The following is a 14,224-nucleotide window of genomic DNA, read 5'->3' on the forward strand; positions in this document are numbered from 1 at the left end:
TGATCTGGCTGCCGGTCAGCCGGCCTCGAGATACTCCGCGAGCTTCTGCGCCTTGTTCCGCAGCTTCGGCGGAATTTCGCCGATCTTGTCGGAAAGCGGCTTGAGCCGGCTGGTCGACTCCTCCAGCAGGTCGGCGATGTGGTGCCGCGCGTCGTCGTCCCACTCGAGATCGTCAAAGCGCTTGCGCAGCTTCTCAAGCTCGGCCTGGATGTTTTCGACGAAGGTCTCTATCTCACCGRCGAAATCCCGTAGCTCAGTCGGGTCCGCGTGCACGCGTCCGGACATGCTGCCTCGCTCAGAAGAAAGGATGTGGATGCCCGCGGCAGGGATACGTCGCGGCGGAAAGGGGGCCGTGACTGGGCCGGCGGAGGTGGCACCGGGCGGATGGGCCCGCCGGATTCAACGCGCGATCATGCCATACCCCACCGCTGCCGGGTGAGCCATCCGCCGGTCCGCCGGCCGGCCGTCTCGGTTACACCGTCCCGCGGTACCCGTGGCGGGTCGTGCGTACGTCCGGAAGGATTCCCCGTCGCGTCCGCCGCCTGTGTGGATCGTGCGCGCTGGTGCGCCAAGCCGGAGCGACGGGCCATCGGCGGGTTCCCTTCGAGGCCGCACGGGGTCATGGTTCGTCCTCCCGCGGGCCGGATCTCGGGGTGCCGAGTCCCGAGGGTCACGGTTCGCGGCAGTTACCAACAGAGTGGCACGTGGACCGGCCAGCCGGCAGCGAGTTCCTTTCTTCAGCGGGAAAGCACGCGGCTCCGCGGTCGGATTCGATCCGCGGCGGCGTGCCCCGCCCAGCCGCGCCGAAGCGGCGACGCGCGTGACGGAAGCCCGCCGGAAACGACGTCGCCAGGTTTCCCGGACCATGCGGCGAACCCGGCGCGCGCCGCGTCCGTACCTCGAACGGCCAGGATGATCTCACCCGCGTGTCGAACCCATGCGGGAGAATGCCGCCGTGCCCTGCCGCTGCCACGTCACCCGCCGCGACCTGCTGCGATGGTCCGCCCTGGTCGCCGCCGCGCCACTCGTCGCCTGCTCCGACCAGGACGAGCCCGTCGCCCGCGCCACCGCGGCCGCGACGACGGCCGGCGTCGACCCGCGCACGGTCAGCCCGGTGAACCTGGAGCTGGTCACCCTCACCGAGACCAGCGCCGTGATCACTTGGTACACCGGGATTCCCGGCACGGACGACGGCACCAAGCGGATGCTGCCCAAACCCGCCGACGGGCAGATCTCCTACGGCACCAGCCCATCCCGGCTGACCATGACCGCGCACGACAAGGGCGGGCTGACCCCGTACCACTACGTCGAGCTGACCGGGCTCGAACCGGGCCAGACCTATTACTACCGGGCGGCCTCCGCCGGCAAGCCCGCCACGCCCACTCCGCTGCCGCTGGTGAACGGCAACGCGGCGGGAACCGCGGCACCCGCCAGCGCGGACAGCCCCTTCACCTTCACCACCCCGCAGCCACCGCCGGGACGCCACCTGTTCTCGATCGCGCTGTGCAACGACCTGCACCTCGGTGAGACCGTCGCCGGCCTGGTCGGCGGCACCTCCATAACGGGCATCTCCCAGGCGCCCGGGCTCCCGCGGTACCCGGAGATCATGCTCGAGGGGCTGGTCGCCGAGGCCACCGCCCGCGGCGCCGACCATCTGCTCGCCGCGGGTGACATCTCCAGCGAGGCCGCCCCCACCGACGTCACCCGGGCCCGGACGCTGCTCGACCGCTTCGGCACCTACCGGCAGGACTACTTCGTCGCCCGCGGCAACCATGACCGGGCGCACGCCGGCGCGGCCTACGCCGGCTGCGGCACCGGCGAGTGGCAGGGCGACGACTGCTTCCGCGACGACTTCTTCGGGGGCTCGGCGCCGACGTACTTCTCCCACGACCTCCACGGCCTGCACGTGGTCGGGCTCGACACGTACGACAAGGCGGGCAACGGCGGCGACGCCGGCGGGATGTCCGCCGCCCAGCAGTCCTGGCTGGCCGCCGACCTGAAGGCACACCGCGACCAGCCGACGATCGTCTTCGGCCACCATCCGCTGGTCGTCGAGGGGACGCCCTTCGGCGGCGGCGCGAGCAGCATGCTCGACGCCACGCAGGCCACCCAGCTGCTGGCGACCTACGCGTCGACCCCCGGGGTGTTCCTCCACCACGCCGGGCACACCCACCGCAACCACCGGACGGTCAGCCCGGCCGCGCCGGGCGTCGTGCTGCAGGAGGTCAGCGCGGCCAAGGAGTACCCGGGCGGCTTCTCCCTCCTGCGTGTCCACGCGGGCGGGTACGCGCTGAACTTCTACAAGTCGCGCACGGACCTGGCCCGCGAGTGGAGCGAACGCAGCCGGCAGGAGCTCGCCGGCCTGTGGCCGCAGTTCTCGCTGGGCGCCAGCGTGAGCGACCGCAACAGCGTCACCGCGCGGGACCTCTCCGGACTCAAGCCCGCCTGAGCCGTCCGCCCGAGCCGTCCGCCCGAGCCGCCCGGCGGCGGCCAGCCGGAGGTGCCGCGGGTATTTCTGCGCACCGCCTTTCGTTTCTGGTCTTCCGCCGCGTGCCGTCCGAAGCCTATTGGGCGCCACCGCCACTGCCACTCCGCTGCCGCACTCCCATCGACATACCGCCGGCTCCCAGGGGCCGACGGCGACGCGCGACCATGCGCCGACAACCCCGTTTGCGGTATTTGATAGTTTTCGCTCCAACGTGGCCCGATCTCCGATCGGATCGATCGCCCTCAGACCGGGCGCGGCCGAGACCAGAAGGATTCCTCGTGGTGAAGAAATCTGCGGGCGTTGCCTCGCGCAGCCCGGAAACCAGACCGCTGAGCGCCGGCGACCGCGCTTTCCTGCACTTCAGCCGGCTCAACCCGGGGGAGCGTCTGGAATTCGGAGTGGCGCTGTATGTCGAGGATCCGACACTGACCGTCGCCCAGCTGCGCGCGCACGTGGCGGAACGACTGCGCGAGAGGCCGGCGCTCATCGAACGCCTTTCCCGGCCGTCCTCGTCCGCGTCCAGGGACGACACCGTCTGGGAACTCGACCACGAGCTGGACCTCGACTACCACGTCCGCGCCGAGGAGCTGCCAGCCGGCAGCGGGGAGGACGGCCTGCGGACGGGGCTCGACCAGCTCGCCGCCCGGCCGCTCGACCTGGACCGCCCACTGTGGCGGCTCTGGCTGCTGCACGGGCACACCCCCGACAGGGTCGCCGTCGTGTTCTGGGCCAGCCACATCCACCAGGACGGCAAGGCCCTGCACCTGGCCCTGCACCTGTTGTTCGGGCCCGACAGCGAACCGGCGACGCGGAACCTGCCGACGTTCGGCGCGCCGCACGCGCGGGACTACGCCCGCACGGCCGCCACGCTGCTGCGAGGGATCCCCAGGACGCGCCAGCTGACCTCCTGGGGCGGGCCGCCGCGAGGCGTGGCGCGGCACACCTGGGCGATCACCGAACTCGAGACACTGCGCCAGATCGCCCGCCGGAACGCGGTGACCATCAACGATGTCTTCCTCGCGGCCACCGCCGGCGCGCTGCGCGCCTGGTCGCTGCCGGAGTGGAAGCACGGTAGTCGCCCCATCCACGCCTTGATGCTGATCAACCTGCGCACCCCCAGCGAGGGTGAGATGCTCTCCAACTTCAGCTTCGGCACACGGATTCGGCTGCCATGCGCGGACCCCGACCCGTTGCGGCGGCTGGCCCAGGTCGCCGCGGAGACCCAGCGCGCCAAGGCGGGTGGCAGCCTCGCCACGGTCTTACGGTGGGTTCTGGAGAAGATCCCAGCGGGCGCGCCGCCCCGGCTGCTCGCCGACGCCGCGTCCGCCGGAGCGCGCCCGAAGGAGGTGGCGCTCTTGGCGAGCAACGCCGGGACGATGCCCGGCCCGTTCTCCATCGCGGGCCGGGCGGTCTCCACGCTGATCGTTATGCCGCCGCTGTTCGTCGACCGGTCGTATCTCGCGGTCGGGCTGCTCGGCTTCGGCACGCAGGTGTGCGCCGGGTTCACGGCGAGCGCGAGCGTCCCGCGGCACGCCGAGCTGGCAGACCTCTGGCTCGCCGAGCTCGCCGCCCTCGGCGGTCCCGTCCCGGTGCGCCGGCCGCCGCGGCGGTTCTGAACCACGGCCGGGCCGGGTCGTCTGGTCTCAAGCCCGTCGGCGCGCCAGCGGCGGGTGACGTCGCCCACCTGCCGGTGGCGACCCGGAGTCACCGGCGGCGGCACCCGAGCGACCCTCGCACGGTCGCGGCAACCCGCGGGAACAGCGGATGAGCCGCCCGGGCGCGACCTGAGCGACGCGCTGGCGTCCGAGGCCGCGAGCACCGGCGCGCGGCGCTACCGACGATCCTCGTTTTCTGTTGCGCGAGAGTCAGTTCGGGAGACGCCAGAAGACCGCCCACTGGTCGATCCGCGTCAGGGGCGCGGTGACTCCGTGTGCCGCGCGGTAGTCGTGGACCGCCTCGCGGCATGCCGGGATCTGGTAGTCATCGACGATCACGAACCCGCCCGGTGACACCTTCGGATACAGGTTGTCCAGGGCATCCGTGGTCGACTCATACAGGTCACCGTCGAGCCTGAGCACCGCGATCCGCTCAATCGGCGCGGTGGGCAGCGTGTCGCGGAACCATCCCTTCAGGAACCGGACCTGGTCGTCGAGCAGCCCGTAGACGCCGAAGTTGGCCCGCACCTGCTCGAGCGGGATGGCCAGCACCGCGTTGGCCAGGTGCAGCCGGGTCTCCTGGTCACTCGGGTGGCTGCCCGGCCCGCTGACCGGCATCCCCTCGAACGAGTCGCACGCCCACACCAGCCGGTCGGTCACCCCGTAGGCACGCAGGATCGCGCGCATGAAGATCGACGTCCCGCCGCGCCAGACCCCCGTCTCGACCATGTCGCCAGGAATGCCCTCGGTGATCGCCGTGGCGGCGCACGCGTGGACGTTGTCCAGCCGGGCGCGCCCCACCATCGTGTGCGCGACGGTCGGCCAGTCCTGGCCGGTGGCCCGCTGGTCGCCGTCGAACACGGCCTCGCCCCGGGAGACAGGCGGGTCCTGGTAGATCGTGTTGGTGAGGACCCGCTTCATCAGGTCGAGGTAGTCGTCGTTCCCGGCCTGGTGTGCCGCCAGTGGCCTGACCAAGGTCACATCGTCGTCCCATCTCGCGGCCATGGCCATGGCCATGGCCACGGCTCGGCTGCTCTCCCTACGGGAACTCCCCGGATGGTTCGATCCTGGCCGGTGTCGTCGCGGCCCGCGACCAAAGTCGAGCCCGTCCGACGCCGGAGCCGCGTCGCGAAAGCGGGTCGTCATGGGCTGCCCGGACGTGGCCGGGGCGTCGGTGGGCCGCTCTGGCGGCGTCGGATGTCGCCCCTGTCCGAATGGGCGCGACGTCACTCCCGTTCAGGGCACCGGGGGGCCGTCGTAGAAGGTGCCGTCCGGGGCGTAGGGCCAGGCGTTGGAGAGGCAGCCGTGCAGGCCGTTGATCTGCTGCATCATCACGGGCGCCGGCTTTCCGGGTCCGGGGCAGTCGCGGTGGCCGTACCCGAGCCAGTGCCCGACCTCATGGTTGATGATCAGCGCTCTGTACTCCTCGGGCGGCCCGTCGAACTCGGGCGAACCAAGCTGCCAGCGCCTGAGGTTGACCGCGACCGTCTGACGGACTCGGCAGTTGAGCTCGCCGTGGGTGGCGAGGCCACCGGCCGCGCAGATGGCATCGGCGGTGTCCGGGCTCGCGATGCGGATCACCAGCGTCGCGCTGTCGTCGGCGACCTGCCGGAACACGACACCGCCGCGTGACCAGCCCCGTGCGTCGTTCAGGATCGCGGAGATCTGCGCGGCGGCCTCGTCGGGGTCTATGCCGGTGCCGTCCTCGACCTCCACCCGGTACGCCCTGCCCGCGCGGGTGGCGTTCACCCCGGCGGTGGCGACGGTGAAGGTACCCGGACCGGACTGCGGCACGAGCATCGGGGCGGGCGCCGGGCTCGCGAGGCCTGGCGCGGGGGAGTCCCGGGCGGCGGCCGGCGCGGAGACCGGGCCGAAGCGGCCGGACAGGCCCGGTCGGCCGGACAGGCCGGGTATGCCAGGTACGCCGGGTATGCCGGGGACCGCGCCGGCGGAACCCAGGCAGACCCAGGCCACGCCCAAGGTCAGAAGCGCGGTGGTGGCGGGTATCCAGCAGCGCCTCGGCCAGAGGCGTCTCCGGACAGCCCGGTGGGCGCGTGCCCCGCGGCCGGTGACGGGAGGCGAGCCGGTACGGCGCATACCGTGTCGGCCCGTACCGTGCCGGCCCGTACCGACGCCCGCCTGGGAAGTACCGCCTGTCGTGTGGTTGACCAGGCCCGCGCTGGGTGGGGCGCTGGCCGGCAGGCCGGCGGGCGGTGTCGTCATACCTGCCATGGTCGCCCCGGAGGAAGGCGGCTGCCTCGACCGCGGGTACCGGATCGCTGCCCGGAGTATCGGCGCGCTCGACCTACGAACGACCACGTGGTTGTCACGTCCATGACGGTTCAGCCCTGGCGAAAGACCGTCACGGTGTTGATGCCGGCGAGGTCCGGCGAGGTCCGGCGGGAACGCGTCCGCGTCCTGCGCCGCCACGCGAAGGGGCGAGGATCGTGGCGTTGTTGGACCGGGGATGCCTGGCCGGGATACCCAGGTGGTTCAGGGGTGTGCTGGTGGTTGGGTCAACGGGATGGCGGTGTAGCCGCGCAGGACGAAGGTGGGGCGTTGGACCGGTTCGGCGGCCAGTGTCCAGGTGGGGGCGTGGTCGAGGAGCGCGGCCAGGGCTGCCTGCAGCTCGATGCGGGCCACTCCACCCGCCGGCGGCGGGCCGGGCCGGGAGCTGGTTCGCTACGGCTACGACGCCGCCGGCCAGCTCACCCACGTCTACAACTCCTCCGGCGCGGCGCTGCGGTTCGACTACGACACCGCTGGGCGGATCGTGCGCTGGGTCGACCGCAACGGCACGCAGTACCGCTACACCTATGACGGCGCCGGCCGGGTGGTGGCGACGCACGGCTCCGGCGGTTTCCTGGCCGGCACGATCGCCTACGACGAGGCGCGGCGGATCACCTGGGAGACGAACTCGCTCGGGCACGTCACCGAGCATCACTTCACCGACCGGCTTCGCCCGCTGCGGCRGGTGGATCCCCTCGGCCGGACGACGGCCTTCGCCTGGGACCGGTTCGACAACCTGATCGCCGAGACGGATCCGCTCGGCCGGACGGTGCGCTACCGCTACGACGACGCCGGGAACCTCGTCGAGGTCGCGCGGCCCGACGGCACCGTCGTCACCACGACCTGGAACGAGCAGCGCCGACCGGTGACGACCGTCGGCGCCGACGGCAGCCGTATCGAACGTGACTACGACGCCGCCGGGAACCTGACCGCCGCCGTCGACCCGGCCGGCGCCCGTACCCGGTTCCACTACGACGACCGCGGCCGGCCGCTGGCCGTCGCCGACGCGCTCGGCCAGGTCACCCAGGTCGAGACCGACCTCGCCGGCCTGCCCGTGGCCGTCGTCGACCCGACCGGCGCCGCCACCTCCTACCAGCGCGACCCGCACGGCCGGGTGGTCTCGGTGACCGACCCCATCGGTGGGGTCACCCGTTTCACCTGGACGCCCGAAGGCTGGCTCACCTCCCGCACCCAGCCCGACGGCGCCACCGACACCTACCGGCACGACCCCGAAGGCAACCTCGTCGAACACGTCGACCCGGCCGGCCACGCCACCCGCCTCGAGGTCACCCACTTCGACCTGCCCGCCGCCCGCACCACCCCCGACGGCGCCCGACTGACCTTCACCCACGACACCGAACTACGCCTCACGGCGGTCACCAATCCCCAGGGCCTCGTCTGGCGCTACGAGTACGACGCGGCCGGCCAGCTCATCACCGAGACCGACTACAACGGCCGCATCCTGCGGTACTCCTACGCCGCCGCCGGCCAGCTCGCCAGCCGCACCAACGGCGCCGGCGAGACCGTGACCTTCACCCGTGACGCCCTCGGCAGCATCATCGAGAAACACAGCCCGAACGGTGTGACAACCTTCGCCTACGACGCCGCCGGTCGGGTGGTGCACGCGGCCAGCCCCGACGCCGAGGTGACCTTCGAACGCGACGCCACGGGACGCATCACCGCCGAGACCTTCAACGGCCGCCGGGTCACCTCCGAATACGACGCGCTGGGCCGGCGGACCCGCCGGTCCACCCCGTCGGGCGCGGTCAGCGACTGGGACTATGACCCCGCCGGCCGACCGCTGTCCCTGCGCACCGCCGGGCGTACGCTGCGCTTCACCCACGACGCCGCCGGACGCGAGATCGAACGCCTCCTCACCCCCGCCGCCCAGGCCGGTGTCGAAACGGACCAGCTGAGCACGACTGTGGCGCTCACCCAGACCTGGGACGCCAACTACCAGCTGCTGTCACAGACGATCACCGCTGGCCTGCCGACCGCGACGGGTACGGCGGCCGGAACGCCGCTCGGCGGGCCTGGCGAGCAGGCAGGCGCGGCCGCCACCCGGCTCCTGCAACGTAGGGACTTCACCTACCGGCCCGACGGCTACCTCGCCGAGATCGACGACCTCACCAGCGGGCTCCGCCGGTTCGACCTCGACCCGATGCGCCGCGTCACCGCCGTCACCGGCCCCGCCTGGCAGGAGCGGTACGCCTACGACACCGCCGGGAATGTCACCCACGCCTCCTGGCCGACCATCGACCCACCGCCGCGACCGGCGACGTCACTGTCGTCGACGTCGTCGCCGGCGCCGACGCCCGCGATGGGCGGCAGCGCCGACAACGGCGAGGAGGACGAACGTGGTCGACGTGAATACACCGGCGCTCTGATCCGTCGTGCGGGCGCGGTCCGCTATGAGCACGACGCCCAAGGCCGTGTCATCCTCCGCCAACGCAAACGCCTCTCCGCCAAACCCCAGACCTGGCACTACACCTGGGACGCCGACGACCACCTCACCGGCGTCACCACCCCCGACGGCACCACCTGGCGCTACCAGTACGACGCCTTCGACCGCCGCGTCGCCAAACGACGCCTCGACGCCGACGGACAGATCGCCGAACAGATCGACTTCGTCTGGGACGACGTCGTCCTCGCCGAGCAACACCACACCCTGCACACGAGACCAACCGGCAAAGGCACACCTCGAACAGACGCCGGTGACAGGTCCGGAACGGGCGCCGCCCCAAACGCCGCCGGGGCGAACACCAACCTGAAGGATCCCACCGTCACCGCTCACGCGGTCACCACCTGGGACTGGGAACCCGGCACCTTCCGCCCACTCGCCCAGACCGAACGGCACGTCACCGACGACGCCGACCAGGCCTGGTACGACGCACAGTTCCACGCCATCSTCACCGACCTTGTCGGCACCCCCACCGAGCTGGTCACCCCCGACGGCACCCTCGCCTGGCACGCCCGCGCGACCCTGTGGGGTGTCACGCGCCAGCCCAGGCCAGGCGAGGTCACCTGCCAGCTACGCTTCCCCGGCCAGTACCACGATCCTGAAACCACCCTGAACTACAACTACCACCGCCACTACGACCCCACCACCGCCCGTTACGAAACTCCCGACCCCCTCGGCCTAGAACCAGACCCAAACCCCCGTGCCTACGTCACCAACCCGCTCGCGGCGCTGGACCCCCTGGGTTTGATGGGGTGCTCCCCCGCCGCCGGGGCGGGGCTGTCGGGCCGTCCTGACGGCCAGGTCGTGTTTAGCGGACATGGCGCGCTGCAGCCGGGTGCTGGTACGATCCGCATACCACAGGGAACTTCTCTCTCCATGTATTGCAAACATGGCGACACAATCTCCGACCGCCTTGGAAACGGGATAGAACTCGGCAATCCGGCGGCTGTTCCGGTGAAGATCTACAGGCCAGGACAATTCATCCAGGACTACACGCTACATGCTCCCACTGGATTGAGGATAATGGGAAATCCGATCACTGTCACGTCACCTGTCAGACTCTCCCAGCTCCTCCGCCCGGGCATGGGGGCATGCCATTGGGCCGCATGTCGTTATGTGCCAGTTCCGTGACTTACTTCCCGGACGGCGCGCCCTACACGTACAAGGTGGCAGGGGGTCCGCACACAGTTTTTAAGKACTCTTCTCAGGTTGTCTGCGTGGGCTGGCTGGATGTGCGCCACCCATTTCCCACCGGAGCTGTCGACGAGGATTTCCTTGTGGCGCTACGATATCTTTGCGTCAACCATCAGGCCGTCGTGACACGCGGATTCCACGAGTGCAACCTAGGGGACTGTCCCGCACGCCCGTCGTGGCCGCTCATCATGCTTCGCTTCGACGACCACGAGGCCCCCCTCGGCATCGCGGAGATCCGGGTTGAGCAGGAGAAGGGCATCGAGATAGCTGCCCCAACCCTGATATATCATTATGTGACAGATCACCAGTACAGGCCGCCGGACTACTTCATCGACGCAGTTCTGCGCCAGGTCCGCAAGATCTCTCCCTAAYGCCACCTCGGCAGGTCAGACCATGGCGGGGTCGGGACAGTGAGCCTTTCCCGGTAACCGGTTGTGGCGCTGTGTAGTGACAACGGGATGTTCGTTTGGTGGTCGTCAGGTGGTGCGGCCGTGCTCGGTGTGGAGGATGACGAGGGCGGCTTTCACGATCTGGCCGATCTTCCAGGGGTCGAGTGTGACGTTCCGCAGCGCGCGGAAGGTGACCTTGAGCAGGGCGTTCGCGCGTTCACCGACGGCGCGCAGCGGGTTGTGCATCCTGTTGTGGTTCTGCTGGTCGAGGGTGAGCCCGCCGCCCTGGGCCCGCTTGTGGGGAACGGTGGGCACGGCGATAGCCAGCCGATCCAGGGCAGGGGCCGGAGACGATAATGGTGCGGCGGGCATGGCACCTCGGGGACGATCAGGCTGGCGTAGGAACCTCCATGATCATCCGAGGGTCATGCCCGCCCTYGTTCGGGCGCCGCCACCGACGCCGACCCGCCACCCGGAACCAAGGGAAACCCTCACCACGGCCTACCGGTCACTACCAAGCAAACTTGCCGCAGCCCTGGGTAGTGGAAGGGGATATCAGATCCTGTTTCGACGAGATCTCGCACACAGCTCTGATGGACAGGGTGCGGGCACGGGTCGGAGACAGGCGCGTCCCTGCCCTAGTGAAGGCGTTCCTCAAGGCGGGTGTGCTCGTTGAGGACCGTCTAATAAGGCCAACCACCACTGGCACCTCGCAGGGGTCTATCCTTTCGCCGTTGCTGAGTAATGTAGCCTTATCGGTCCTGGATGGGCATATCGCTCGCTCGCCGGGTGGTCCGGCGATCGGCAAGGTGGAGAGGGCCAGGCGTCTGAGGAACGGTCTGCCGAACTTCAAGCTGGTCCGGTATGCCGATGACTGGCGCCTGGTAGTCAAGGGCACCAGGCGTGATGCCGAAGCCCTGCGAGAGGAGATCGCTGGGGTCCTGTCCACGATGGGCTTGTGCCTGTCGCGGGAAAAGACTATGATCACCCGCCTCGATGAGGGCCTTGACTTTCTTGGGTGGCGCATCCAGCGTCATCGAAAGAGGGGAACGCGCGTGTACTATGTCTACTCCTACCCGGCCAGAAAGTCCGTCAKGGCTATTACGGCCAAGGTGAAGACGGTGTGCCGCGAGGCCGCGGTGAACCAGCCGATCGATGATCTGATACGCAGACTCAACCCTGTCATCAGAGGCTGGTGCACCTACTTCCGGCCGGGAGTATCGTCGGCGACCTTCGCCTACCTGAAAAGATATACGTTCGAGACGGTATGGCGATGGATACGCCGGAAACACCGACGGTCCACCTGGAAGGAACTGCGTCGCCACTACTGCGGCGGCGGCTGGTGGCCCACCGGCCAAAGCGGGGAACTTTTCAACCCGGAGAAGATGAGCACCACGCGTTACCGATACCGGGGATCAGTTATCCCTTCTCCCTGGCTCACGGCCGCCTGATGGGAAAATCCGCGCGACAGCGGGACCCGCGGAGCGCCCGGTGCCTTGAAAGGGGCACGCCGGGTGCGGGAAGCGGCCCGGGAAGACGGACCGGCCGAAAGGCCGGAACCGCGTCCCGGGCCGACTTCACCGACCGCCCGCGCCGGTATTCGTCGACTATATCGACGGGCACAAGGAGCGGTTCGGTGCCGAGCCGATCTGTGCCGTGCTGAAGGATGCCGGTATCCAGATCGCCCCGAGCACCTACTACGCCTCGAAGAAACGGCCGCCGTCGCGGCGGGCGGCTACCGATGCCGAGACGTTGAAGGAGATAGAACGGGTACACACCGATAACTACGGCGTCTATGGCGTGCGGAAAGTCTACGCGCAGCTGGCGCGTGAGGGCGGGGTCGGCGGTCGCCACGTCGCGCGCTGTACGGTGGCTCGTCTCATGCGCCAGGCTGGCCTGCGGGGCGTGTCGCGGCTGCGGGCGCCGCGGACAACGGTCGGGACGGGCTGGGTCTCATGGATCCTCCGCGACGTCACCGAAAGGGGTGGGCGCAATCTGCGGCCTCGGCATCGGTCCGCGCCGCGGCCATCGGGGGGCGGCGACAGACCGGGCGACAGCACCGGGGAGCCGAGCGGCATGAGTGTACTGTTTCCATGACCAGGCCTCCTTTGTTCGTGGGCCCGGCGCCGGGGCGGCCGAGCGGTCGGGTCGGGGATCCAGCAGCTCGAGACGCCGCGGAGTGGCGCTGTAGGAGCACCTGGTTCGTCGATCCGGGTCCGGAGGACATTAGGGAAATAAGCGGACGGGCGCCAACAGCATAAGATTGTGGCGATGTCCGACGTCTGCGGTCGACGTGCCGCTGAAGCCGACGCGTCGAGACATCTCCGCGTACCGGGGAGGTCATCGTGCCCGAAGTTCCGCCTTCCGACCCCACGTCGTCCGACCAGACGCCGCCCGAGCGGACGCTGGCTGGCCGGACCGTGCTCATGTCCGGCGGGAGCCGCGGCATCGGGCTGGCCGTTGCGCTGCGAGCTGCTCGGGACGGCGCGAACGTGGTGCTGCTGGCCAAGACGGCGACGCCGCAGCCGAAGCTGCCCGGCACGATCTACAGCGCCGCCGAGCAGATCGAGGCGGTCGGGGGAAAGGCGCTGCCGATCGTCGGGGACGTCCGCGAGGAGGCTGACGTGACCAGGGCGGTCGAGGAGGCCGTGGCGCGCTTCGGCGGCATCGACATCGTGGTCAACAACGCTTCGGCGATCGAGCTCTCGCCCACCCGTGAGCTGCCGATGAAGCGCTACGACCTGATGCAGGACATCAACTGTCGGGGCACGTTCCTGCTGTCCAAGACGGCGATCCCGCACCTCGAGCGGGGCACCAACTCGCACATCCTGACGATGTCGCCGCCGATCGACCTGGACCCGCGCTGGGTGGGCCCGCACACCGGGTACACCATCGCGAAGTACGGCATGAGCCTGTGCACCCTCGGGCTGGCCGCCGAGCTGGCGGGGGTCGGGGTGGCGGCCAACTCGCTGTGGCCGCGCACGCCCATCGTCACCGCGGCGATCACCAACCTGGCCGCGCTGGGGGAGGACCGGGCCGACACCGCCCGCACTGTGGACATCATGGCCGACGCCGCGCACGCGATCCTCACCCGGGACTCGCGCAGCTGCACCGGCAACTTCTTCCTCGACGACGCCGTGCTGATGGAGGAGGGAGTCACCGACTTCGCGAAGTACCGGCAGGCCGAGCGTGAGGAGGATCTCCGGCTCGACCTGTTCGTGTCGGAGCGGCTCGTGCGCTCGTGAGCCCGGTCGACGCCGGGGTCGAGGAGCTGCTCGCCGAGGTCGAGGACGGCGTAGGCACCGTCGTCCTGAACCGGCCCGGACGCCGGAACGCCGCGACCCCGGCGATGCTCGCCGCCCTGGGAGATGTCCTCGACTGGTTCGACTCCGACCCCGCCGTGGGCGCTGTCGCGCTGACCGGCGCGGGCGGGGCGTTTTGCTCCCGCGGGGACCTGAGCAGTTTTGCCGAGCAGGGAGGCGACACCCCGTCCGCGGGGGAGTCGGCCGACGAGTGGAAGGCCCGCAGGCTCGACATGCAGCTGTGGACCACCGGGCGCCTGCAGGCCATGGACACCCCCTCGGTCGCCGCCCTGCCGGGGCCCGTCGCCGGTGCCGGGCTCGCACTCGCGCTCGCCTTCGACCTGCGGGTGGGCTGTCCGTCCACAATGGTCACGTCGGCCTTCGTGAAGGTCGGGCTGCCCGGGGACTTCGGGGTCTCCTGACTGCTGCGTCAGCTGGTCGGACGC

At 70.0% G+C, this 14,224-nt stretch carries 11 protein-coding genes and 2 pseudogenes; 8 read left to right on the forward strand and 5 right to left on the reverse strand.

All coding sequences use genetic code 11. The features are described from left to right. Window positions 1-15 precede the first annotated feature (15 nt). On the reverse strand, window positions 16-285 hold the full coding sequence (locus BL253_RS25075) for a WXG100 family type VII secretion target (protein ID WP_131831562.1): 270 nt from the start codon (window positions 283-285) through the stop codon (window positions 16-18). A gap of 652 nt (window positions 286-937) precedes the next feature. On the opposite strand from BL253_RS25075, the gene BL253_RS25080 reads away from it, so the two are divergent. Together BL253_RS25080 and BL253_RS25085 are read left to right on the forward strand one after the other, a co-directional pair. After that, entirely contained in the window at window positions 938-2,449 is a 1,512-nt protein-coding gene (locus BL253_RS25080) for a purple acid phosphatase family protein (protein WP_241835102.1), read from the forward strand. A gap of 317 nt (window positions 2,450-2,766) precedes the next feature. Further along, a complete protein-coding gene (locus BL253_RS25085; protein WP_076819666.1) occupies window positions 2,767-4,104 on the forward strand; it encodes a wax ester/triacylglycerol synthase domain-containing protein in 1,338 nt (445 codons plus the stop codon). A 249-nt stretch (window positions 4,105-4,353) separates the two neighbouring features. Here BL253_RS25085 and BL253_RS25090 read toward each other — a convergent pair whose 3' ends face one another. From BL253_RS25090 to BL253_RS40455, 3 genes are all read right to left on the reverse strand, one after another. Then, complete coding sequence (locus BL253_RS25090; RefSeq protein WP_338013748.1) at window positions 4,354-5,124, reverse strand: TylF/MycF/NovP-related O-methyltransferase; 771 nt, start codon at window positions 5,122-5,124, stop codon at window positions 4,354-4,356. A gap of 255 nt (window positions 5,125-5,379) precedes the next feature. Then, window positions 5,380-6,117 (reverse strand): DUF3152 domain-containing protein, encoded by a 738-nt coding sequence (locus BL253_RS25095; RefSeq protein ID WP_198946388.1) that lies wholly within the window; start codon window positions 6,115-6,117, stop codon window positions 5,380-5,382. Window positions 6,118-6,636: 519 nt separating this feature from the next. Then, complete coding sequence (locus BL253_RS40455) at window positions 6,637-6,786, reverse strand: hypothetical protein (RefSeq protein ID WP_198946389.1); 150 nt, start codon at window positions 6,784-6,786, stop codon at window positions 6,637-6,639. On the opposite strand from BL253_RS40455, the gene BL253_RS25100 reads away from it, so the two are divergent. Together BL253_RS25100 and BL253_RS41860 are read left to right on the forward strand one after the other, a co-directional pair. After that, window positions 6,776-10,024: a putative adhesin gene (locus BL253_RS25100; protein WP_081438682.1), complete on the forward strand. Its 3,249-nt coding sequence runs from the start codon at window positions 6,776-6,778 to the stop codon at window positions 10,022-10,024. The two genes, BL253_RS40455 and BL253_RS25100, sit on opposite strands and share 11 nt — an antisense overlap. Beyond that, window positions 10,021-10,458: a DUF7919 family protein gene (locus BL253_RS41860; RefSeq protein WP_131831563.1), complete on the forward strand. Its 438-nt coding sequence runs from the start codon at window positions 10,021-10,023 to the stop codon at window positions 10,456-10,458. Before BL253_RS25100 ends, BL253_RS41860 begins: the two co-directional genes overlap by 4 nt. A gap of 105 nt (window positions 10,459-10,563) precedes the next feature. On the opposite strand, the pseudogene BL253_RS25110 reads toward BL253_RS41860, so the two are convergent. Next, window positions 10,564-10,776 (reverse strand): annotated as a pseudogene (locus tag BL253_RS25110) (transposase family protein); the annotation flags it as partial. Between the two features lie 110 nt (window positions 10,777-10,886). On the opposite strand from BL253_RS25110, the gene BL253_RS25115 reads away from it, so the two are divergent. From BL253_RS25115 to BL253_RS25130, 4 genes and pseudogenes are all read left to right on the forward strand, one after another. Continuing rightward, the gene (locus BL253_RS25115; protein ID WP_081438672.1) at window positions 10,887-11,927 is read left to right on the forward strand and encodes a group II intron maturase-specific domain-containing protein; all 1,041 of its coding nucleotides are present in this window, start codon (window positions 10,887-10,889) and stop codon (window positions 11,925-11,927) included. A gap of 130 nt (window positions 11,928-12,057) precedes the next feature. Continuing rightward, a pseudogene (locus BL253_RS44010) lies at window positions 12,058-12,414 on the forward strand (IS3 family transposase); the annotation flags it as partial. Between the two features lie 407 nt (window positions 12,415-12,821). Continuing rightward, window positions 12,822-13,721, forward strand: coding sequence for an SDR family oxidoreductase (locus tag BL253_RS25125; protein WP_076819672.1), 900 nt, complete (start codon window positions 12,822-12,824; stop codon window positions 13,719-13,721). After that, window positions 13,718-14,200, forward strand: a complete 483-nt coding sequence (locus BL253_RS25130) for an enoyl-CoA hydratase-related protein (RefSeq protein WP_076819674.1) — start codon at window positions 13,718-13,720, stop codon at window positions 14,198-14,200. Before BL253_RS25125 ends, BL253_RS25130 begins: the two co-directional genes overlap by 4 nt. Window positions 14,201-14,224: the final 24 nt, after the last annotated feature.

This window comes from Pseudofrankia asymbiotica (assembly GCF_001983105.1).
GTDB lineage: Bacteria > Actinomycetota > Actinomycetes > Frankiales > Frankiaceae > Pseudofrankia > Pseudofrankia asymbiotica.